The sequence below is a fragment of the Nonomuraea sp. C10 genome, assembly GCF_008017515.1.
Taxonomy (GTDB): Bacteria; Actinomycetota; Actinomycetes; order Streptosporangiales; family Streptosporangiaceae; genus Nonomuraea; species Nonomuraea ferruginea.
On sequence record NZ_VPFF01000001.1, the window covers coordinates 4293900 to 4315880 of the forward strand.

At 67.7% G+C, this 21981-nt stretch carries 19 protein-coding genes; 4 read left to right on the forward strand and 15 right to left on the reverse strand.

Features of this window, described 5'->3' with window-relative positions:
- Positions 1–52 precede the first annotated feature (52 nt).
- The gene (locus FR742_RS19715) at positions 53–1105 is read left to right on the forward strand and encodes a glucose 1-dehydrogenase (RefSeq protein WP_148032301.1); all 1053 of its coding nucleotides are present in this window, start codon (positions 53–55) and stop codon (positions 1103–1105) included.
- 64 nt (positions 1106–1169) lie between these two features.
- A complete protein-coding gene (locus FR742_RS19720) occupies positions 1170–2570 on the forward strand; it encodes a sugar porter family MFS transporter (protein ID WP_148032302.1) in 1401 nt (466 codons plus the stop codon).
- Positions 2571–2803: 233 nt separating this feature from the next.
- Here FR742_RS19720 and FR742_RS19725 read toward each other — a convergent pair whose 3' ends face one another.
- Complete coding sequence (locus FR742_RS19725) at positions 2804–3907, reverse strand: aromatic acid exporter family protein (protein ID WP_187281222.1); 1104 nt, start codon at positions 3905–3907, stop codon at positions 2804–2806.
- 528 nt (positions 3908–4435) lie between these two features.
- Between FR742_RS19725 and FR742_RS19730 the strand changes: the two genes are divergently transcribed.
- Positions 4436–5299 (forward strand): SMP-30/gluconolactonase/LRE family protein, encoded by an 864-nt coding sequence (locus tag FR742_RS19730; protein WP_148032304.1) that lies wholly within the window; start codon positions 4436–4438, stop codon positions 5297–5299.
- 278 nt (positions 5300–5577) lie between these two features.
- Here the strand turns inward: FR742_RS19730 and FR742_RS19735 are convergent, their stop codons facing one another.
- From FR742_RS19735 to FR742_RS19800, 14 genes are all read right to left on the reverse strand, one after another.
- Positions 5578–6798, reverse strand: a complete 1221-nt coding sequence (locus tag FR742_RS19735; protein ID WP_222708990.1) for an NAD(P)/FAD-dependent oxidoreductase — start codon at positions 6796–6798, stop codon at positions 5578–5580.
- A 174-nt stretch (positions 6799–6972) separates the two neighbouring features.
- A complete protein-coding gene (locus tag FR742_RS19740) occupies positions 6973–7572 on the reverse strand; it encodes a DUF1345 domain-containing protein (protein WP_148032305.1) in 600 nt (199 codons plus the stop codon).
- Between the two features lie 192 nt (positions 7573–7764).
- Positions 7765–8616 carry a zinc metalloprotease HtpX gene (gene htpX, locus FR742_RS19745; protein WP_148032306.1) on the reverse strand — a complete coding sequence of 284 codons (852 nt, stop codon included), beginning with the start codon at positions 8614–8616 and terminating at the stop codon, positions 7765–7767.
- A 138-nt stretch (positions 8617–8754) separates the two neighbouring features.
- Positions 8755–9204, reverse strand: a complete 450-nt coding sequence (locus FR742_RS19750) for a DUF1931 family protein (RefSeq protein ID WP_148032307.1) — start codon at positions 9202–9204, stop codon at positions 8755–8757.
- 17 nt (positions 9205–9221) lie between these two features.
- A complete protein-coding gene (locus FR742_RS19755) occupies positions 9222–10874 on the reverse strand; it encodes a cyclic nucleotide-binding domain-containing thioredoxin-disulfide reductase (protein WP_148032308.1) in 1653 nt (550 codons plus the stop codon).
- A complete protein-coding gene (trxA, locus tag FR742_RS19760) occupies positions 10871–11299 on the reverse strand; it encodes a thioredoxin (protein WP_148032309.1) in 429 nt (142 codons plus the stop codon). The genes FR742_RS19755 and trxA overlap by 4 nt, the downstream gene beginning before the upstream one ends.
- A gap of 1 nt (position 11300) precedes the next feature.
- The gene (gene clpB, locus FR742_RS19765) at positions 11301–13919 is read right to left on the reverse strand and encodes an ATP-dependent chaperone ClpB (RefSeq protein ID WP_148032310.1); all 2619 of its coding nucleotides are present in this window, start codon (positions 13917–13919) and stop codon (positions 11301–11303) included.
- Positions 13920–13929: 10 nt separating this feature from the next.
- Positions 13930–14223 (reverse strand): chaperone modulator CbpM, encoded by a 294-nt coding sequence (locus tag FR742_RS19770; RefSeq protein WP_148032311.1) that lies wholly within the window; start codon positions 14221–14223, stop codon positions 13930–13932.
- Positions 14220–15146 (reverse strand): DnaJ C-terminal domain-containing protein, encoded by a 927-nt coding sequence (locus tag FR742_RS19775; protein WP_148032312.1) that lies wholly within the window; start codon positions 15144–15146, stop codon positions 14220–14222. The genes FR742_RS19770 and FR742_RS19775 overlap by 4 nt, the downstream gene beginning before the upstream one ends.
- Positions 15143–15649: a nucleotide exchange factor GrpE gene (locus FR742_RS19780; RefSeq protein ID WP_148032313.1), complete on the reverse strand. Its 507-nt coding sequence runs from the start codon at positions 15647–15649 to the stop codon at positions 15143–15145. The genes FR742_RS19775 and FR742_RS19780 overlap by 4 nt, the downstream gene beginning before the upstream one ends.
- Position 15650: 1 nt before the next feature.
- Positions 15651–17549, reverse strand: coding sequence for a molecular chaperone DnaK (gene dnaK, locus FR742_RS19785; protein ID WP_148032314.1), 1899 nt, complete (start codon positions 17547–17549; stop codon positions 15651–15653).
- On the reverse strand, positions 17534–18022 hold the full coding sequence (locus FR742_RS19790) for a general stress protein (protein ID WP_148032315.1): 489 nt from the start codon (positions 18020–18022) through the stop codon (positions 17534–17536). The genes dnaK and FR742_RS19790 overlap by 16 nt, the downstream gene beginning before the upstream one ends.
- A gap of 19 nt (positions 18023–18041) precedes the next feature.
- A complete protein-coding gene (locus FR742_RS19795) occupies positions 18042–18491 on the reverse strand; it encodes an Hsp20/alpha crystallin family protein (RefSeq protein ID WP_222708991.1) in 450 nt (149 codons plus the stop codon).
- A 103-nt stretch (positions 18492–18594) separates the two neighbouring features.
- Complete coding sequence (locus FR742_RS19800; protein ID WP_148032316.1) at positions 18595–21228, reverse strand: AAA family ATPase; 2634 nt, start codon at positions 21226–21228, stop codon at positions 18595–18597.
- Between the two features lie 110 nt (positions 21229–21338).
- On the opposite strand from FR742_RS19800, the gene FR742_RS19805 reads away from it, so the two are divergent.
- A complete protein-coding gene (locus tag FR742_RS19805) occupies positions 21339–21767 on the forward strand; it encodes a DUF2267 domain-containing protein (protein ID WP_148034681.1) in 429 nt (142 codons plus the stop codon).
- Positions 21768–21981 lie beyond the last annotated feature (214 nt).

The window sequence follows — 21981 nt, forward strand, 5'->3', positions numbered from 1 at the left end:
CACGTATTCTCCTGAACGTCCGGGGTAGGGACCAGTCCCGGGGGTGTTGCAGATGCGTGCGCTGACATTTGCGCCAGGCAAGAAGGGGACGCTGGAGGTGCAGGAGGTGCCCGGCCCCTACCCGGGCACGGGGGAGTTGCTTGTCCAAGGGCTGGCCCTGGGCATCTGCGGGACGGACAGGGAGCTGGCCGCCGCCGTGTACGGCTGGCCGCCGCCAGGCAAGGACCGGATGGTCATGGGGCACGAGTCGCTCGGCCGGGTGTTGGAGGCGCCAGCGGGCTCCGCATTCTCGCCTGGCGACCTGGTGGCGGGTGTCGTACGCCGCCCCGATCCGGTTCCGTGCGGGGCATGCCTGCGTGGCGAGTTCGACATGTGCCGAAACGGCCGCTACACCGAGCGCGGCATCAAGGAGCTCGACGGGTACGGAAGCGAGCGCTGGACGGTCGAGGCCGCGCACGTCGCGCGCCTGGATCCGTCGCTGGAGAGCGTCGGCATGCTGACCGAGCCCATGTCCGTGGTCGCCAAGGCGTGGGAGCAGATCGACCGGATCGGCACGCGGGCCTGGTTCGAGCCGCACATGCTGCTGGTGACGGGAGCGGGGCCGATCGGGCTGCTGGCCGCGTTCTTGGGGCGACAGCGAGGGCTCGAGCTGCACGTGCTGGACCGGGCTCCTGAAGGAGGGCTCAAGTCGAGAATGGTCTCCGACCTGGGCGGCACCTACCACTCGGGCACGTCCCTAGTGGATTTCCACCAGCACAAACCCGACGTCATCATCGAGTGCACCGGTGCGGGGAGGCTCGTCATCGAAGCCATGACGATGACTGCTGCGGCGGGCACTCTGTGCTTGTGCGGGCTCGCGCCCGGGGGGCGCGAGCATCGGGTGGACCCCGGAATGATCAACCGGGAGATCGTGCTGGAGAACGACGTGGTCTTCGGCAGCGTGAACGCGAACCTGCGCCACTTCAGGGCCGCGGCCACCTTCTTGGCCGAGGCCGATCGTGGGTGGCTCGAACGGATGATCACCCGGCGGGTGCCGCTGGACCGCGCACTTGAGGCTCTCGAGCCTGGGGACGACATCAAGGTCGTCATCGACCTCACCACGTAGCGGAACTCCCCAAGTCTGCTACTGAGCGTGACTTGATGGGTATGCCCCATCAAGGGGAACTTTCATGATCTTTAACCGAGCCGGTCAAGAGCGCTTGGGACATGTCGTGTTCATCGCGGCGGCCGCGGCCGTCGGCGGATTTCTGTTCGGGTACGACAGTGCCGTCATCAACGGCGCGGTCGTCGGTATCCAGAACCACTTCCGGGTGGGACCGGTCGAGACCGGGGTCGTGGTGGCGATCGCGCTGCTGGGCTCGGCCGCGGGCGCCTGGACGGGCGGAAGGCTGGCCGACCAACTGGGGCGTACGAGGTCCATGCAGGTGGCGGCGCTGCTGTTCATGATCAGCTCGATCGGGCAGATGCTGCCGTTCACGGTCTGGGATCTCGGCTTCTGGCGGGTGATCGCAGGCTTCGCGATCGGCATGGCGTCGATGCTCGCGCCCGCCTACATCGCCGAGGTGGCGCCGCCCGCCTACCGCGGCCGGCTGGGCTCGTTCCAGCAGCTGGCCATCGTGCTCGGCATCGCCGTCTCACAGCTCGTCAACTACGTAATCGCCAGCATCGCCGGCGGCAACGTCAGCAACCACCTGGGGCCGCTGCAGGCCTGGCAGTGGATGCTGGGTGCCTGCGCGATCCCAGCTTTGCTGTATCTGCTGCTCGCACTGAAACTCCCCGAATCGCCCCGCTATCTGATCATGTCGGGCCGCACCCGGCAGGTGCGCGAGGTGCTGACTGAGATCGAGGGTGAAGACGTGGACCTCGACGAGCGCATCGCGGAGATTCAGCACGTGGTACGCGCCGAAGGCGTGCCGGGGATGAAGGACCTGCGCGGCCCGGCGCTCGGGCTGCTGCCGATCGTCTGGATCGGCATCACTCTGTCGGCCTTCCAGCAGTTCGTCGGCATCAACGTGATCTTCTACTACTCGACCGTACTGTGGCAGTCGGTCGGCATCAACCAGAGCGAGTCCTTGCTGATCAGCTTCTCAAGCTCGATCATCAACATCATCGGCACGCTGATCGCGATGGCGCTGGTGGACAAGATCGGCCGCAAGCCATTGCTCATGATCGGCTCGGTGGGGATGACGATCGCGCTGGCCACCACGGCGTGGGCGTTCAGCGCGGCCAGGGTGACCGGCGGCAGGGTTACGCTGCCGGACCCGCAGGGACTGATCGCGCTCGTCTCCGCCAATACGTTCGTGCTGTTCTTCGCACTGTCGTGGGGCGTGGTGGTCTGGGTGCTGCTCGGCGAGATGTTCCCCAACCGTATCCGCGCCGCAGCCCTGGGCGTCGCCGCCGCGGCCCAGTGGCTCGCCAACTGGCTGATCTCGGTCTCGTTCCCGGCGCTCGCGGAGTGGAATCTTCCGCTCACCTACGCGGGGTACACCGTCATGGCGCTGCTGTCGTTCATCTTCGTCGCCAGATGGATCAGGGAGACCAAGGGCCGCAAGCTGGAGGAAATGGGCTGACCCGCTCAGTATGGTTGTGGTGTCCCACCGGCGAGGGACACCACGGGGGCTAGGTGTGACGACTGGTGACCTGGTCGCTGGTGTGACAGGATGGGACGATCCCGAGCCACGGCTTGCCGCACGCGGTGATCCACTCTGCCTGACGGACTACGTCGAGGTTGTGTTCGATCCTCGTAGACGATGGATGGCGAAGAGCGGCCGAGCGCCTGCTGCAGCCGCCGGACGGCGGAAGGTTAGTGTCGCCGACGTGACGTGAACCAGGCTGCTTGTTCACGAGCGCGTGGGAGGATCGCGTCGCGATGCGGCCCGCCGTCGGGATCGACCTCATAGCGCAGTTGGACGCAGTCCTCGAGCAGCGCGCCGTACAACGTCCAGAGGGGTGAATGCGGATCCATCTCTGCCAGTTGCCTGCGGGCAGCGCGTTCGAGGTGCTCGCCTTCCGCTACGGCGGCGCGCAGGCGGAGCAGGTCCTCGCCATTGCCAGGGACGACCAGAAGTTGCTCGAAACAGGCGTAAGCCTTCCCGACCGCATCCAACAGGTCGGCGAAGACCTGGGGAAAACTGCCGGTCTCGTGCTGTCCTGGCAGGCCGCGAACCCCCGCAGCCAGATCGGCGAGGGCACGGGCGACGCCGCGCAGTTGAAGGCAGGCGTGCTCCAGGCACGCGACTGCCTGCATGATGCGGCGCAGGCGCTGGCGGGTTCGCGCCCGACGTAGGGTGAAACGCAGGGACTCATTGGCTCGTTCGGCGCTCTCGTGTGCCGAACGCAGCCTGACGGACAGGCGTCTGGCGCGGGCCAGCCACTTCTGCGCCTGGTGGGCGGTCCAGGGTTGCCTGACGCCTTCCGCCAGTTCGGAGCAAAGGTCGGCGAGAATATCGGCCAGGTCGGCCATGTCCTTGATGGCCCGGCCCACGTGACGGGGCGGGATCACCAGTATGAGCGTGGCTCCGACGACGGCGCCGATGACGATGTCGAGCAGCCGCGCCATGCCGTACTCGCGGCCCAGGGCGAACACGAGTAGGGCGGTGATGGGCGCCTGCGTGTTCTGCCAGGGTATGCCGACGGTTCTGCTGACCACCAGCGCGACCGCGACCAGGACGGCCATGGTGGCGGCGCTGGTGCCGAACACCTGCACGAAGCCGATTGCAGCCGCCAGTCCTACCAGCACCGCGATGGTCTGCTGGACCGCCTGGACCAGGGTGCTGTAGGCGGTCGCTGTCACCGACAACAGCACGCCGGTGGGAGCGAGCACCGGCTGAGGTGAGCCGATCAGTACGGTGGCGATCCACCAAGCCACCAGGCAGCCGACGGTGACCGTCACCGTCGGCAGCAGCAACTGCCTCTCACGCCGCACCCAGCGGCGTAGCCCCCGCCGCCGCCATCGACCCAAGCCGGGGACTAGGTCAGCCCACCTGTCCAGCCATCGCCTCGCGGCGGAAAATGCCATCACCGCACCCTCAGACGTGGTGCCCCACCTGGTGCTTCCGGGTCGTCTTTCACCTTCTATCGCGAGGCTGCCCGCGTCGGGTAGCGGGCGCTCCGTTTTCGAGTGGCATTTTGCCCTCACCAGGCCTTCGAGAACACTGCCGGTCAGCGACGTCGGCACTCGATCCACCGCCGACGCTGAGAGGGTCTCATGAGCCTCGTTGCTGTCTGACCGTGCCGCCATCCCGTATCCGACCGCGCCTTTGCCCACTTGGCCGATCCACAGGGCAGGTCTCCGATCTCCATGGTGGACTTCGCGGTCGCGTCGGTGAACGAGGCTGAGCCGCCGCGACACCGCTTGGTGAGGTACGTGGTCGGCTACGACAGTTCTGGCAGCATGAGCGGCAGGTGTCCCGTGAGACTTGTCAAGGAGATCGGCATGACCATCGCCTCGTACCCCGTGACCGACCCCGTCGCCGAGCACGGGGAAGGGCCCGTCTGGTCTGGCCGGTGGGGCGGACTGCGGTGGGTCGACATGCTGGCCGGCGACGTGCTGATGCTCGACCTCGACGGCAACGTACGCCGCCGCCATGTGGCAAAAGTCGCCGCTGTCGTACGGCCGCGCGTGTCGGGCGGCTACGTGGTCGCGGCAGAACGCGAGTTGCTGCTGGCCGACTTCGATGACCTGGACGCCCCGCTGCGCTCGCTCGGCGAGGCGTGGACTGACCCCGCGATCAGGATGAACGAGGGCGGTTGCGACCCCGACGGCCGCTTCTATATTGGCACCATGGCCTACGACGAGAGTCCCGGACGCGGCTCGTTCTACGTGGCCGAACTCGATGGGACGCTGCGGGTGGTCCTGCCCGAGGTGACGATCTCCAACGGCTTCGACTTCAGCCCGGACGGCTCCCTCGCCTACTACACCGACACCGCCACCGGGCGCGTGGACGTGTTCGACTATGATCCGGAGGGCGGGCTCAGCGGGCGCCGCCCGTTCGTATTCATCGACCGGGAGGTTGGGGCTCCGGACGGCCTGACAGTCGATGACGAGGGCGGAGTGTGGGTGGCGCTGTGGCAGGGAGCAGCCGTCCACCGCTACGACGTCGGCGGCCGCCTCGACGCGATCGTCGGCCTGCCGGTGCGCAAGGTCACCTCGGTCGCCTTCGGAGGCGAGAATCTGGACCGCCTGTTCATCACCACCTCGGCGCGGGACGTGGACCGCACTGAGCAGCCGGAGGCGGGTTCCCTCTTCGCCGCCGACCCCGGCGTGCCAGGTCGCCCGGTCTTGCCGACGACACTCTGACCGGGTGCTCTATCGCCCTGGCCTGAACGACGAACGGCGGCTATCCCGAAGCCGCCCGTGCGGAGTACGCCGACCTGCATGCCACCCGATGTCGCGCGGGTGCTCGCAGCGGAAGTCTGCCTGAATTCGGCCGGCGCTGATCCTACGGCGGAAGAACAACAGGGGGCAGAGGGCGAGGGGACGGCCAGGGCCGTGGCCCTGGCGAGCCCGCCCGGCCCCGCTTCGGCTGCGCCGCGACGGTCTCCAAGCTGGTGAACTGGCCGCCTTGTCGGCGGCGCTCACTCACTGACGCTGGTGGCAGTGTGGCGTGGACCGGCGTACCGCCAGAAGAAGTTGACCAGCACGGTGATCCGGTTGCGTCCGCCCAGCAGGTACGCCACATGAATGAAGATCCACACCAGCCACGCGGGCCACCCACGCATGGTCAATCCGTTGGACAGCTGCAACACGGCCTCGGCCCGGCCCACGGTCGCCATGATCCCCGGATCCCGGTACGAGAACGGCCGCAACGGTAGTCCCTGAGCCGCAGCCAGGACCTGCTTGCCCACGTGCTCTCCCATCTGGATCGCCGGCTGAGCGAGCTGCGGCAGCTGCACGGGCGGTCCGGCCAGGTCGCCGGCCACGAAGATCTCGGGATGCTTCGGCACACTCAAAGTTTCGGTGACCCTGATCCTGCCGCCCTTGGTCTGCGGCAGCCCCCATTCCGCCACGTAGGCGGGCGCAGTCACGCCGAGCGCCCACACGGTCACGTCGCTCGGCACGTACGTCCCGTCGACGATCCCCACCGCATCCGGTTCCACGGATGCCACGGTGGCGCCCAGCCGCAGCCGCACCCCTCGCTTGCGCAGCGCGGCTGCCGCCGCATTCCGCAGCCGCGGCCTGTACGGCGCCAGCACGAAGTCGAAGCGCTCCACCAGCGTCACGCTCGTCTGGTCGGGACGAATCTCGGGATGCGTCAGCGGCAGCGTGCGCCGCCGCAGCTCGGCCAGCGTCCCGGCAATCTCGACCCCGGTCGAGCCCCCGCCCACCACCACGACATGGACGCTGTCGCGCCGGCCCGCCACCGCGTCCTCCAGACAGTGCTGGAGCCGCCGCCGCAACGCTGCCGCGTCGTTGAGCGAATAAAGCGGCTGTGCGTTCTCCGGCGCGCCCGGCACGTCGTACCAGTTGGTGGTCACACCGGTGGCCAGCACGAGAAAGTCGTAGTCCAGCGTGCTTCCGTCATCCAACTCCACGCGCCGCTTCTCGGGCAGCACCTTGCTTAGTGCACCGCGGCGGGCGCGCACGTTCGGCCACCTGGCGGCGTAGGTCCTGATGGGGTATGACACGTCGGACATGCTCATCCCGGCCGTAGCCACCTGGTAGAGCAAGGGCTGGAAGGTCGAGTACGGGTTGTGGTCGATCAGCGTGACCAGCGCACCTGCCTTGGCCAGCGTTCGCGCCGCGGCCAGCCCGGCGAAACCGGCTCCCACGATCACGACGCGGGTTCTTCGTCTCATGACCATCTCCCTGCCCCGTGCCACCCCCTCGGAGGCCCAAAGCATGCCCTGTGTCCGTTGAACCCGAGGGACGCAGGAACCGCGCCTCGTACTACCTGGGCGAACCAGCCTCGTCCAGTACTGTCTCGACGCTCCAGGGTGACCTGTTCGAGATCGTCAGGCATCGACACAGGCTCATCGCTGCCCCAGATCGGCGAGGAGACCGACCGACACCGCGATAACGACGGTGCCGAAAAGGTAGGAAAGCAGGGCGTGCCCGAAGGCGACTTTCCGGATGCGGGTGCTGGCCAGCACATTGTCCGATACTCCGTAAGCCATCCCCACGGTGAACGCCGTGTAGGCGAAGTCGCTATAGCTCGGCGGCTGCTCCTGCCGGAAGTCGATGCCTCCCTCAACTTCGACATAGTACAAGCGTGCGTACTTGAGGGCGAAAACGGTGTTCGTCAAAGTCCAGGACAGGACCACGGTCACCAAACTCAAGATCACCGCGATTGCGGCAACAGGGTCCTGATCGCTGCCCGGGCGGAGGAGGGCCGCCACGACAGCCGCGAGACTGGCCACCGCAGCGATCAGGATGCCCGTGTCGGTGGTGTGCGTCCCACCTTCCTGTTCGGCGATGCGCTTGGTCCCCTCGTGGTCCTGCGACCAGCTGATCAGCCAGGCCCACGCCAGGACGAGGGAAACAGCCACATCCCAAGTGACGAAGAAGAACAGTTCAGGGGCGCCGATGAGCGCGACGCCCCCGCCGGCCACGGCACCGAGCAGGACGCACATCAAAACCCGCCGCAAGGAAAGTATCCGCCGTCCGCGACGCTCCCACGCTGCCCTCACCTGCACCAGAGTGTCATAGGACGGGCCGACGCCACCCCTTTTGACGTGCGAGTCCAGCGCACGCTCGCCGTCGCTGACTTCGCTCTCGCCCTTCCGACACCGGGAAATTACCCGTCGGCCCCGAGCACAGCCAGATCAGCGGCGGTAACCGGCCATGGCCTCCAACCGTGCGATCCGGTCGGCGATCGGTGGGTGGGTGGAGAAGAGCCTCCCGATGCCCCCGCCACGGAACGGGTTGGCGATCATGAGATGCGAGGTCGAGGAGAGCCGGCCGGTCTCCGGCAGCGGCAGTTGCCGGGTGCCCGCATCGATCTTCCGTAGCGCGCTGGCCAGCCCGATCGGGTCACGGGTCAGCCGGGCACCGGACTCGTCGGCCTGATACTCCCGCGCCCGGGAGATGGCCATCTGAATCATCGCGGCCGCCACCGGCCCGAGGATCATCATCAGGAGGGCCCCGAGGAAGCCGGGACCCTCGTCATCGTCTCCCCCGCCAAAGAACCCGGCCATGTATGCCAGATAGGTGACCATCGTGGCCAGAGCTCCCGCAACGGAGGAGATCAGGATGTCGCGGTTGTAGACGTGCGACAGTTCGTGCCCGAGGACAGCGCGCAACTCGCGTTCGTTCAGCAACTGGGTGATCCCGCTGGTCACACAGACTGCGGCATGACGCGGATTGCGCCCGGTGGCGAACGCGTTCGGCTGCAGGATCGGCGAAATGTACAGCCGGGGAATGGGCTGGCGCGCTTCCTCCGACAGTTCGCGGACCATCTGGTGCAGCCCGGGCCAGTCACCGGGGCCGACAGGCTGTGCATGCATCGCCGACAGTGCGATCTTGTCGGAGAAGAAGTAGGCGACACCGTTGCTGACGAGCGCGAACAGGACGGCGATCTGAATTCCGGTGCTGCCGCCGAGCCACCACCCCACCAGGATGATCAGAGCAGACAGGGCGCCGAGCAGCGCCGCGGTACGCAGACCGTTGTGACGCATGGCGTCCTCCTTTCTCGAACACATCTCCTACTCATCGCGCTCGAGCCCATCCTCCCCGTGGTGTGGGGCCAGGCCTGCCCGTGCCCCGCCATCCGATCGCGTGGCGAGCAGAGGCAGCAGCAAAGCTGCCGAATCTCGTCATAGCAGCAGGTCGAAGACACGGATTGTGCGTGTCCACTCCTCGCTTCCCGGATTCTTACGATCAGGCTCTATGACCCTGATCGCCCTGGCGAGCGCCACGGAGAGCCCACCCGCCACGGCCGGCAGCCGGGCCTCGGTTTCTTCGCTGAGCGACAGATCCAGCGGAGGCAGCGCCGCGAGCTCCGCCAGGATCGATGTCAGGTCCAGTTCCTCGTCCAGGTCCCGGAAGTCGTACATGTTCTCCTGCAGTCCTTTGGTGATGGGCAGGTCCCAGAACTGGATGATGTCGCGCCGGTTCGACTTCGCGGCGGCCTCGGCGACAATGAGCATGTCGTACAGTTTGCGGTTGACGAAGTCGCTGTAGCGCTTGAGATCGGCCTTGTCCACGTCGAGTCCCGCGGCGGCGCGAAAGAAGTGCTCGAATCTGGAAACTGCGATCACGGGCATGTGGATCACCGTCCTTCCTATTGAGTGCCTGTGGTGGTGAATCTCTCGTGCACCAGGCGTACCGCCATGGCACCTTCTCCGACTGCGGACGCGACCCGCTTGACCGAGCCGCTGCGAACGTCGCCGGCGGCGAAAACGCCCATATGTCCGGTTTCCAGGGAAAGGGGGGTACCCCAGGGCGACGTGCCCTGACCCGTGACAATGAAGCCGCGGTCGTCCAGCGGGACGGTCCCCTTGAGCCATTCAGTGTGCGGCTCGGCTCCGATGAAAACGAACAGCGCGCTGGTCTGGATCTCCAGGAGTTCTCCTGTTCGCGTGTTCTCCGCGCGAACAGCCTGTAGCGTGCGGTCTCCGAGCAGTTCGCGTACCTCGGTGTAGTACATGATTTCGATGCCGGGAGTTCGGTCGATCTCGTCGGCGAGGTAACGGGACATGCTCCCGTGTACATCGCCGCCGCGCACGAGCATGCGCACCGACGACGCGTTTCCGTTCAGGTAAAGCGCCGCCTGGCCCGCGGAGTTCCCGCCGCCGACGACGACCACGGGCGATCGCCGGCACATGCGCAACTCGAACGGTGTCGCCGCATAGTAGACGCCGGATCCTTCGAATTTATCGAGATGAGGAACATCAAGCTTCCGATAGCGGGCGCCGGTCGCGATGATCACGGCGTGGGCCTTCACGACGCACTCGCCCTCCACGAAGATGCCGTAGTGGCCCTCACGCGGTTCCAGCTCACTCGCCTCGGCGGGGACCGTCAGGCGGGCGCCGAACTTGCCTGCCTGGATGACGGCACGCTCGGCGAGTTCGGCGCCCGAGATCCCCGTAGGAAAACCCAGATAGTTCTCAATGCGGGACGAGGTGCCCGCCTGGCCGCCCGCGGCTACGGCATCGAGCACGACGGTTGTCAGGCCGTCAGAGGCCGCGTACACGCCGGCGGCCAGGCCTGCGGGTCCCGCGCCTACGACGACCACATCGCATACGGTGTCGCTCGACGCAGGGGCGAGCAGGCCGATGGTCTTCGCCAGTTCGGCGGTGGTCGGGTTACGCAGCACCTGGTCGCCGCGCCAGATCACCACCGGGGTGTCGTGCGGGGAAAAGCGCAGCTCGCGCAGGAGCGCGTCCGCGGCTTCGTCCTCCTCCAGGTCGATCCACCGGTGAGGGATCCTGTTGCGTGCGGCGAACTCGCACAACCGCCGGGCATCGGGTGAGTATCGGGAGCCGATGATGCGGAACCCGGCGTCCAGACCGATCAGCAGGGTGCGGCGGGTCAGGTAGGACCGCAGGATGAGGTCGCCGAGCGCCGGATCGCCCGCCACGATCGTCCGTATCTCGTCGGCCGGCACGGCCAGCACCTCGCCGGGCTCCCGCACGACCGCGGTCACGAATCCCGCCTGGCCGGTGAGGAGGCCGAGCTCGCCGAGGAATCGTCCGGGGCCGTGGACGGCGATCGTCCGCTCCTTCGCGCCGTACCCCTCGACCACGGCCACCTTGCCCTGCAGGATCACGATGAACTCACGGAGCTGCTCGCCCTCCCGGTGCAGAATGTCGCCCGGGGACACGGATCGCCGCTCGCCGGGCCGCGACAGCTCGGCGATCTGATGCTCGTCCAGCCGGGGATAGGCCCCGCACAGGTCAGGCGTCTCGACCACGTCGGCCGGCGAGGCCGTCATGACGGTGCCCCTACTGTGTCTTCGACCCACTCGCGCAACTGCGGCGCGGGCGGCGCGCCTGCGCGTTGCGCCACGACGCGGCCCTCGTGCAGCACCATGAGTGTCGGCACGGCCGTGATCGTGTATCGGCGGGCGAGGGCCGGAGAGCCGTCCACGTCGACTTTGACGAGTTTGAGCCGTCCCGCCATCTCGCGAGCGAGCTGTTCGAGTGCCGGGGTGACTGTCCGGCACGGGGCGCACCACTGTGCCCAGAAGTCGACCAGGACGGGAAGGTCGGCTTGTTCGGCGACCTCGGCGAAGGTGCTGTCGTCAGCGTCGGCGATCCACGGCAGCGGCTGGTGGCAGATCCCGCACTGGGGCCTGCCTCGGTAGGCGTCCGGGACCCTGTTGGGTCTGCCGCAGTTGGCGCAGTTCACGGTGTGCATGTCAGGTCCTGGGCGGATAGAAGGTGACGTTCAGCTCACCCTTGTCGGCACCGACCGTGATGGTCGACCCGTCGGGCACGTCGCCAGCGAGCAGGGCGCGTCCAATCCTGGTCTCCACCTCGCGGGCGATGAACCGGCGCAGTGGCCGGGCACCGTAGACGGGGTCGTAGCCCTGGTTGGCGATGAGCCGGCGTGCGTCCTCGGTGACCTCCAGGGTGAGCCGGCGGCTGGCCAGGCGGTTTCTGATGTCGGTGAACATCAGGTCGACGATGCGCTCAATCTCGGCCTCGGTCAGCGGCTTGAACAGCACGATGTCATCGACCCGGTTGAGGAACTCGGGCCGGAAGTGCCGGCGCAGCTCCCCCATCACGCTCTCGCGTGCCTGAGGCTTGATCTCCCCGTCGGCGGTGACCCCGTCCAGCAGGTGCTGGGAGCCGATGTTCGAGGTCATGATGACCACGGTGTTGCGGAAATCGACCGTGCGGCCCTGCGCGTCGGTCAGCCGCCCGTCGTCCATGATTTGCAGCAGCGTGTTGAACACATCCGTGTGGGCCTTCTCGATCTCGTCGAACAGCACCACCGAGTACGGCTTGCGCCGCACCGCCTCCGTGAGCTGACCGCCCTCCTCATAACCGACGTAGCCCGGCGGAGCACCGACGAGCCGGCTGACGGTGTGACGCTCCTGGTACTCGCTCATGTCGATGCGCACCATGTTGTCCTCGGTGTCGAACAGGGCCGCCGCGAGGGACTTCGCGAGCTCGGTCTTGCCGACCCCGGTGGGTCCGAGGAACAGGAACGATCCGATGGGGCGCCGAGGATCCTTGATGCCGGAGCGAGCCCGGATGACGGCGTCGGCCACGAGCCGCACGGCCTCCACCTGCCCGACGACACGTTCGTGCAGGATTTGATCGAGCTTGAGCAGTTTGTCCCGCTCCGCCTCCTGCAGCCGAGTCACGGGGATGCCCGTCCAGCGGGAGACGATGGACGCGATCTCGTCCTCCGTGACGACCTCGCGCAGCAGCCGGTGGCCGTTCTGCCGGGTACCGAGCCGCTCCTCCTCGGCGTGCAGCCGGCGTTCCAGTTCGGGGAGCCGGCCGTGGCGCAGTTCGGCGGCACGGTTGAGGTCGTAGGCACGTTCGGCCTGTTCGGCCTCCCGCCGCACGCTCTCCAGCTCCTGCCGCAGGCTCTGCACCTTGCGCAGGGCCGACCGCTCGGCCTCCCACTGTGCCCGCATCGCCTCGGCCTCGGCACGCGAGGCGATCAGCTCCTTGCGTAGCTCTTCCAGACGGGACCGGCTCGCGGGGTCGTCCTCCTTGGCCAGCGCGGCCTCCTCGATCTCCAGCCGCATTACCTTCCTGGTGAGCGCGTCGAGCTCGGCCGGCATGGAGTCGATCTCGGTACGGATCATCGCGCACGCCTCATCGACCAGGTCGATGGCCTTGTCCGGCAGGAACCGGTCGGCGATGTAGCGGTGGCTCAGCGTGACCGCGGCGACGAGCGCGCTGTCCTGGATCTTCACCCCGTGGAAGACCTCCAGCCGCTCGCGCAGGCCGCGCAGGATCGACACAGCGTCCTCGACCGAGGGCTCGTCGATCAGTACCGGCTGGAACCGCCGCTCCAGGGCGGCGTCCTTCTCGATGTGCCGGCGATACTCCTGCACCGTGGTCGCGCCGATCATGTGCAACTCGCCCCGGGCCAGCATCGGCTTGAGCATGTTGCCCGCGTCCATGGCACCCTCGGTCGCCCCGGCACCGACCACAGTGTGCAACTCGTCCACGAACAGCAGGATCCGCCCCTCCGCCGCCTTCACCTCGTTCAGCACGGCTTTGAGGCGTTCCTCGAACTCCCCGCGGTACTTGGCTCCCGCCACGAGCGAGCCCATGTCCAGGCTGAAGATGGTCTTGTCACGCAACCCCTCGGGCACGTCGCCGCGGACGATGCGCTGGGCCAGCCCCTCGACGACGGCCGTTTTACCGACGCCGGGATCGCCAATCAGGACCGGGTTGTTCTTGGTCTTGCGGGACAGGATCTGGATCACCCGCCGGATCTCCTCGTCACGGCCGATCACCGGATCGAGCTTGTCCGCCCGGGCGTCGGCGACCAAGTCGCGCCCGTACTTCTCCAGCGCCTCGTAGGCTACCTCGGGCATGGCCGAGGTGACCCGCTGGTTGCCCCGGACGGCGGTGAGCGCCTCCAGGAACCGGTCCCGGGTCACACCCTGGCCGTGCAGCAGCTGTCCTGCCGCAGTCGTGGAGCCCTCCTCGATCAGGGCCAACAGCAGGTGCTCGACCGAAACGTATTCATCCTTGAGCCGGCTCGCCTCCCGGTCCGCGGCGTCGAGCAGCCGGGCCAGGCGTTGAGTGAGGAACACCTGGCCAGGGGCAGTGCCTGGGCCGCTGACCTTGGGACGGCGCGTCAGCTCCGCTTCTAGATCGGCGCCAAGACGTTGCGTGTCGGCACCTGCTTGTTGCAGCAGCCGAGGTGTCAGCCCATCGGGCTGGTCGAGCAGGGCCAGCAGGAGATGCTCCCCGTCGACCTCGGTGTGACCATGCCGCAGCGCCTTGGTCTGGGCGTCGTGCAAGGCCTCCTGCGACTTCTGCGTCATCCTGTTCGGGTCCATTCCAGTCCCCCTAGCGTCGTGGCGAAGGGCCGCGCAGGGCGGTCTCGAGTTCCGCGATCCGGTCGAGGAGGTCGATCACCACGCCGATCCCGGCGTAGTTGATGGACAAGCCCTCGTGCAACCGCTGAATGCGGGCGGCCGCCATGACCTGGGAGGGGGTAAAACACAACTCCCCCCTGGCATCCCTGTCCGGCTCCAGCAGTCCGAGCGTTACCAGCCGGCGGACGATCTCCGGGTGCAGCCCCGTGACCCGCGCGTAGGAATCGAGGTCCAGCCGGGCCGGGCGTACCAATGCGTAGATCACGAGCGCCTCCTCGGGTCGAACCGCGATGCGGCAGCGAGCTGCTCGAACAGGCGTCGCTCCTCGTCCGTGAGCGTGGCCGGCACCATGATCCGGACTTCGGCGAAGAAGTCACCCGCGGGGCCGCTCGGGTTGCGCATGCCGCGCCCTCTCAAGCGCAGGCGACGGCCGCTGGACGTGCCCGGCGGCACTTTCAGCTTCGCCTCGCCGCCTGGTGTGTCGATGGGCACCGTAGCGCCCAGTGCCGCCTCCCAAGGAGCGAGTGGCAGGGCGGTGTGGATGTCGCGGCCCTCCACGCGATACCGGGGATGGTCGGCGATCTGCACGATCAGGTGCAGATCGCCTGCCGGCGCTCCGTCGCTTCCTCGCCCGCCCTGCCCGGCGAGCCTGATGCGCTGCCCGTTCGTGACCCCCGGTGGAATCGTGACGTCCAGGCGCCTGCCACCGGGCAGTGTGATTCCGCGACGGCCGCCGCGGTAGGCCTCCTCGACGGTCAGCGTGAGCTGCGCCTCCTGGTCTGCACCGGGCACAGGGCCCCAGCGCTGCCTGCCACGCCCGCCGAACATGCCGCTGAGCAGGTCGTCCAGGTCAACGTCTGTGCCGAACCCAAAGCCTTCGGCCGGTGACGACCGCCAGGTGCCGCCCGGAGCGCGCGTGCCTGCGCGGGCGTAGTCCGCGGGGTCTACGTGGGGCGGCACCTGGCGGAAATCGTGGCCGAAGGCGTCGTAGCGGCGACGCTGCTCGGGATCAGAAAGCACAGCGTAGGCCTCCGAGATCTCTTTGAACCTGTCCTCTGCCCCCGGATCTTTGTTGACGTCCGGGTGGTAGGAGCGCACAAGCTTGCGGTAAGCGCGCTGGATCTCGTCCGCGTCGGCGTTCCTGTCCACGCCGAGCACCTCATAGAAGTCCCGCCGTGTGGCCATCATCCCGCCTTCTTCGCGACGGCGACTCTTGCGGGCCGCAGTTGCCGCTCACCCTCGCCGTAGCCGGGCCGCAGCACTTCCACGACGTTGCCAGGCTCGACATCGGCCCGTTCGACGGCTGCCACCGCCTCGTGGCGCGCCGGGTCGAAGATAACGCCCGTCTCGTCCTGTCGTGGGTAGCCCAGGTTGGACAGGACGGCGACGGCTTGGTCGCGCACCGCTCGCACACCGTCGAGCACCGCCTTCGCGTCGTCGTCGCGGCACGCATGGCTCAGCGCGAGCTCGAGATTGTCCAGGACAGGCAGCCACGCGGCGGCGACCCTGGCGCGTTCCTCGGCCCGCAGCCGCTCGTTGTCGCGGGCGATCCGCTTGCGGAGGTTATCCAAGTCCGCGACGGCGCGAAGCCACCGGTCCTCCAGCTCCGCGAGTTTGGCGTCTGTCTCCGCAGATGCGGCGGCACTCTCTTCACGGGGTTCCTTCCGGACATCGGGTACGTTCTCGTTCATGTCAATCGGGCTCCGAGGTGGAGAACTCCGCGTCGATTACGTCGTCGCTGGCGCCCGGGGCGCTTTCCTCCCGGGCCTGGGGAGGCACCCCAGGCGTCTCTGGCCGGCCACCGGCGGCGCCGAGTCCGTGGTACACCTGCTGTAGTTCGCCACTGAGTGACCGCAGCCGGTCGATCGGCGCCTCTTCCTTGATCGCCTGGCGGGCTTCCTCGATGAGCTGCTCCGCACGTGCCTTTTCGTGCACGGGTACGGTGTCCCCGAGCTCCTGTAGCCGGCGCTCCACCTGGTAGGCGACCGAGTCCAGCTCGTTGCGAGCGTCGATGGTCTCTCGGAGCCTGGTGTCCTCGTCACGGTGCTGCTCGGCGTCCGCCACCATCCGCTCGATCTCCGACTTGTCCAGGTTGGAGCTCTCGCTGATGGTGATCCGCTGCTCGGCCCCGGTGTCCTTGTCCCGGGCGGAAACGTTGAGTATGCCGTTGGCGTCGACGTCGAAGGTGACCTCGATCTGCGGCACCCCTCGTGGCGCGGGCCGGATGTTCTCCAGCCGGAAGCGCCCGAGCACCCGGTTGTCGGCGGCGCGCTCCCGCTCACCCTGCAGGACCACGATGTCTACGGCGCTCTGGTTGTCCTCCGCCGTAGAGAACGTCTCGGTCCGGCGGGCCGGGATAGTGGTGTTGCGCTCGATGACCTTGGTCATGAGCCCGCCCAGCGTCTCGACACCGAGTGAGAGCGGTGTGACGTCGAGCAGCACGACGTCCTGCACCTCGCCCTTGATGATGCTCGCCTGGATCGCCGCTCCGATGGCGACCACCTCGTCCGGGTTCACCGTCATGTTGGGGTCCTTGCCGTCGGTGAGCCTGCGGACGAGGGTCTGGACGGCAGGGATCCGGGTGGATCCGCCGACGAGGATGACCTCGTCGATGTCCGCGGGCCTGAGCTTGGCGTCCTCCATCGCCTGCTCGACGGGATGGATACAGCGTTCGACGAGGTCGGTGGTGATCTTCTCAAAGGTGGACCGCATGAGCGTGGTGTTGAGATGTTTGGGTCCGGAGGCGTCCGCCGTGATGAACGGCAGGCTGACCGTGGTCTGGGTGACCTCGGAGAGCTCGACCTTGGCCTTCTCGGCCGCCTCGAAGAGGCGCTGCAGCGCCTGCGAGTCGTTGCGCAGGTCGATGCCCTGATCCCGCTGGAACTCGTCGGCCAGGTGGTCGACGATCCTGCGGTCGAAGTCGTCGCCGCCGAGATGCCCGTCGCCGGAGGTGGCGCGGACCTCGACCACGCCTTCGCCGATGTCCAGGATACTGACGTCGAACGTACCGCCGCCCAGGTCGAAGACCAGCACGGTCTCGTTGGACTTCTTGTCCAGCCCGTACGCCAGGGCGGCGGCGGTCGGCTCGTTGATGATCCGCAGCACCTCGAGCCCCGCGATGCGCCCCGCGTCCTTGGTCGCCTGGCGCTGGGCGTCGTTGAAGTACGCCGGAACGGTGACGACCGCCTCGGTCACCTTCTCGCCGAGGTACTTCGCCGCGTCGGCGGCCAGCTTACGCAGGACCAGCGCAGAGACCTCCTCCGGCGCATACTGCTTGTCGCCGACCTGGAAGCGCACGGCTCCCTGGGGCCCCTCCACGACGTCGAAGGAGACGGCGTGCTGCTCGCTCTGGATTTCGTCGTAGCGTCGGCCGATGAAGCGTTTGGCGGAATAGATCGTTCCTTTCGGGTTGAGGATGGCCTGGCGGCGGGCCAGCTGGCCGACCAGCCGTTCGCCCTGATCGGTGAACGCCACCACGGACGGCGTCGTCCGGGAGCCTTCAGCGTTGGGTATCACCGTGGGGTGACCGTCCACCGTGGCGGCGATCACCGAGTTCGTGGTACCAAGATCGATGCCTACTGCTTTCGCCATTGCTCGTTCGCCTTCCGGAGAAGCTCTTGGGCCCTGGCCGCGTGCTCGGAGTCGACGAGGACCTCGTACTTGTCAGCCACTAGGCCGGTCTCGGAGATGAAGTCCCTTCGGCCGCCGTGTGCCGCGTGCGCGATCAGGCCGAAGATCGCCCCGGCGACCGCGCCGCCCAGCAGTCCCCACAGGACCAGGGCGACCATGGACGCGGCCGTAGTCGCGAAGATCCCGAAGAACAGGCCGATGAGGAGGCCGAACCAGGCTCCGCTCAGCGCGCCCCAGCCGGCCGCGCGGAGGTACGTCATCCGTGCGACGACGTGCTCCACCGAGCGCAGCCCCACGCCCACGATCAATGTCCCATGCACGGGGAAGCCGTGATCCGACAGGTAGTCGACTGTCTTCTGCGCCTCCTGGTACGTGTGGTAAGTGGCGAGCCGTTCCCTGTTGGCCGTGATGGAACCGGTCGGCGCGACGGTCACGGCTGCTCCTTTCCCCGCCTCAGGCGGTCACCTCGATGTGCCGGGGCTTGGCAGCCGCCGCCTTCGGAATGGTGATGGTGAGCACGCCGTCGGACAGGCGCGCCTCGACCCGTTCGGCGTCGACCTCCCCCGGGAGCAGCGCGCGCAGCTCAAACCTGCCGGTCCTGCGCGTCTTGCGGTGCCGCCGCTGACTCTCGTGCTCCTCGATCTGCCCGGTGACGATCAGTTCGCGCTCGGAGAGCTGAACGTCTATCTCGTCCTTCTTCACGCCGGGGACGTCGACCTCCACGACATACGAGTCCTCGGTCTCCGAGATGTCGGCCGTGGGAGTCCACACGCCTGTGGGCCTCTCTTCGGCGAACTCTCCCAGGGCTGCATTCATCAGCTGCCCCAGCCGGTCGTAGACGTCCTCGAACTCGCGCATCGGGTATGTCTCGCCGCCCCTGCGGCGCATTGCCAGCAGTGCCATCGGTCCCCCCTCCTGGGATGGAGGTACGGGTTCGGTATTTACAGTTCTGACTCTTGTCGGCGCGCTGGGCGGTCACATCCCCAACTCGTGTAGTTTCGGTGGCTCAGTTGTCGCTCTCATCGTGCGACCGGTCGGGGTCGACCCGTTCCTGCGCCACCGCGAGGCGTGTGAGCTCGACGCGGGAGCCGATGTTCAGCTTGCGGTAGACGTGCCGCAGATGGAACGCGACTGTATGGACGCTGAGGAACATCTGCTCGGCGATCTGCCGGTTGGTATGTCCGTCGACGGCGAGCAGGGCGACGGCATCCTCGGTTTCCGTGAGGCTGTCCCAGCCGGAAGCGGGCCGCGGAGTGTTGCGCCAGTGGCGGCGGCGCACTCCCATGCCGCGCAGCTTCCGGCGGATGCGTGCCGCATCCCTGGTGGACCCGATGTCATGGTAGATCGCCAAGGCTCGATCCAAACTGGTGATCGCCTCCTGCTGCTCCCCGACGGCCTTCAGCAGCACGCCAAGATCCTCCTCGGCCGAGGCCCGCGCCCATATGTCCTCGATCTGCTCGGCAGCGAGGGTGAGGGCCTCGCGATCGCCGTCGAGCAGGCCCCGGGCGTGCGCGGCGGACGCGGCCAACATCGGAAATCCCAAGCTGGCTTGGCTGAGGGACTCCGCCATGGTGACGATGGACTCGGCCGTCGCACGGTCTCCCGCGCCCATGGCGACCCGGACCATCCACGCGCTCACCGTCGGATCCATGGCGAGCAGCGAAGACGGCTGCCGCAGCGGGCCGCAGAGACTCGTGAGCAAGGTCATCGCGCTCCGAGGGCCGTCGCGCGCCTCGGTGACCTGGGCTGCCAGCAGCGCGTGCCGCGCACGCGCTTCGCTCGATCCCTCAGCGGGGGCCGCGACACGTCGCGTCGCTTCTCGCAGGTCGCCCCGTCGGAGAGCGACGGCGGCGAGCATGCCGCTGGCCACCTCGGCTGCCAGCGGGATGTTGTGAACGGCGGCGAGGCTCAGGGCTCTCCTCCCTTCGGTGATCGCACCGTCGAACCGGCCCGCGGCGAACTCGGCGCGAGCCTCCAATGCCGCGACGTCCGCTGCCCAGGCCAGATGGTCATGAGCGAGCATGTCCGTGCGTGCCTGCTGGAGCATTGCCCGCGCCTCGTCGAGGCGGCGCACATCGATGAGCATCGCCGCGATGGTGAGACAGGCCTCGTAGCGGCGTTCGTCCGGCCGGTCCTCGCTGGCCAGCCGCCAGGCGTCCTCGGCCAGTGCAACGGCGTTGGAGAGCCTGCCCTCGTCCCGCTCGATCGTGGCGAGGGCGGTCAGCGCGGCCACCATGACGGTTGGACCGTGCCCGGATTCGCCGTCGATGATCTCATCCGCGTACGCCCGTACGTACTCGTCTTGCAGGCGTGTCATGGCGTACAGCCTCACGACGACCGCGCGGTCACGCACGTGATGCCAGCGGGCCGGGAGGGCCAGCACGCTGTCGGCCTCGTGGATCGCCTCGTCGCCCCTGCCGGTCCGGTACATGATGTCCGAGAGCAGGCATCGTAGTTCCGCCACGTTCTGTGCGGAGCGATTGCCGGCGAGACGTTCCTGGACCATGTTCTCGGCCTCCTCCAGCCGCCCATCGGCGACCGCCGCGTGGACGGCAGCGGCCGAAGCGGTGAAAGGGGTGCCCGCCGGTTCGAGGTCTGTGAGAGCGCCGGACTGGCTCAGCAGTGCATCCCGTATTGGCGGAGGAACCCATGTGGCGGTAGCGGTCCCGATCAGCTCGTAGCGGAAGGCGAGCCCACGCCCCGTGACGTCGAGAATGCCCGCCGCCGTGGCTTCCTCGATGGCGGAGAGCAAGCCGGCCGGTGTGGTGCCGAGCAGCGACGCGGCCTGCTCGATCGGTAGCGGCCCACCGAGCACGGCGACCGTCTCCACCAGGCTTCTGGCCTCCCCGCCCAGGGCATCGGTCCAGCGTCGCACCACCGTTCGCAGCCGGGCGGGCAAATGGGCACGTGACATGGCACCACAGGACGCGTCGAGGCGGCCTTCGACGCGCAGGCCGGCAAGCAACTCGGTGATCAGCAGAGGATTGCCCCCGGCACCGGCCACCAGCGCACGCGTCGTCGGATCGGGCGGCCTCCCGAGCATGTCCGCTGCCAGCTCCGCGACGGCTTCCGGCGAGAGCGGCGCGAGCGTCACCCGCGCGGCGCCGTTCCGCTCCAGGAGGCCGAACAAGCAGGCGGCCCGGGCGTCGTTCCCGGCGGTCGAGCCGCTCAGCAGCCAGCCGACGGGCTGGGTCGTCAGCCGGTCGTGTAGGAGACGGACGGTCCGCAGCGTCGCAGGTTCGGCCCGGTGCAGGTCGTCGAACACGGCCAGCACCGGCGCTCCGGCCCGCTCTAGGAAGCCCTTCGTCAGGCGGTCCAGCAGGTGCGCCGGTGAGCCGATGGACTCTGCCTCGAACGGGAGGTCGAGGGCTTCCAGCAAGAAGCCGCACGAAACGAGTTCGCCGAGCTCCTCCACGCTGCCGCGGATCACGCCGATGCCGTGGTGGGGAGCGGCATCGGCGGCTTCGTTCAGCAGCCTGCTCTTGCCCACCCCGGGTTCACCGTCTACGAGTAGCGTGCCGGTCCCGCCTTGTTCCAGCGTACGAAATAGCCCCTCGACCTGGCTCCATTCCCGATCGCGTCCCCGCATCTCGTCCCCCCCCAATCGAGCACTTTCCGGCGCCGGAGCAGCGAATCCCATGCCTGTCGAGATCTTTTGTCCTCGGTGCACTACATGTCCTGGGGATGTGGTTCGGGGGCGGCTGGAGCCAGGGTTGTAGTGCCGCAAGAGAACGCGAAGGGGTGGACGAGATGGCGGAGACCGGTTATGCGCCGTTCAACCGGACGGTGGACAAGACGAACCGGGTCCTGCGGGAGATCGAAGAGGCGCACGGTTGGTCTGCTGAGCACCGGAACCGATCCTACGCCGCCCTCCGGGCGGTGCTTCACGCGCTGCGCGACCGGCTGTCCGTCGAGGAGAGCGCGCACCTCGCCGCCCAGTTGCCGCTGCTGATCCGCGGTCTCTATTACGACGGCTGGCGCCCGGGCGCGGTTCCGGTGAAGCTCAACCGCGAGAAGTTCCTCGACCGTGTGTCAAGCGGGGTGGACTTCGAAGTCCAGGAGAGTACGGAAGATCTCGTCAAGACGGTGTTGCAGGCGCTCAGGAAGCACATTTCCGACGGCGAGTGGGAGGACGTGAAATCCAGCATGCCGAAGGACCTGGCTTCGGTGCTGCCCTAGCGGTCAGGTCTTTGCCGTCGGCGCAGGGCGCGGATGAGCCGGAGCGGGAGGAGTCCCACCAGAGGAGTTCGCCTGCCGAGATCGTCTCGGTCCTCTTTATCGAAGGCCTCGGCGTAGCGGCGGGCATCCTCGGCGGAGGCGTACCGTTTGGCGCTGCGATCGGGTTCTTCATCGGAGCGGCAGCCATGGCCACCTCCGGGCCGAGCACGAGTAT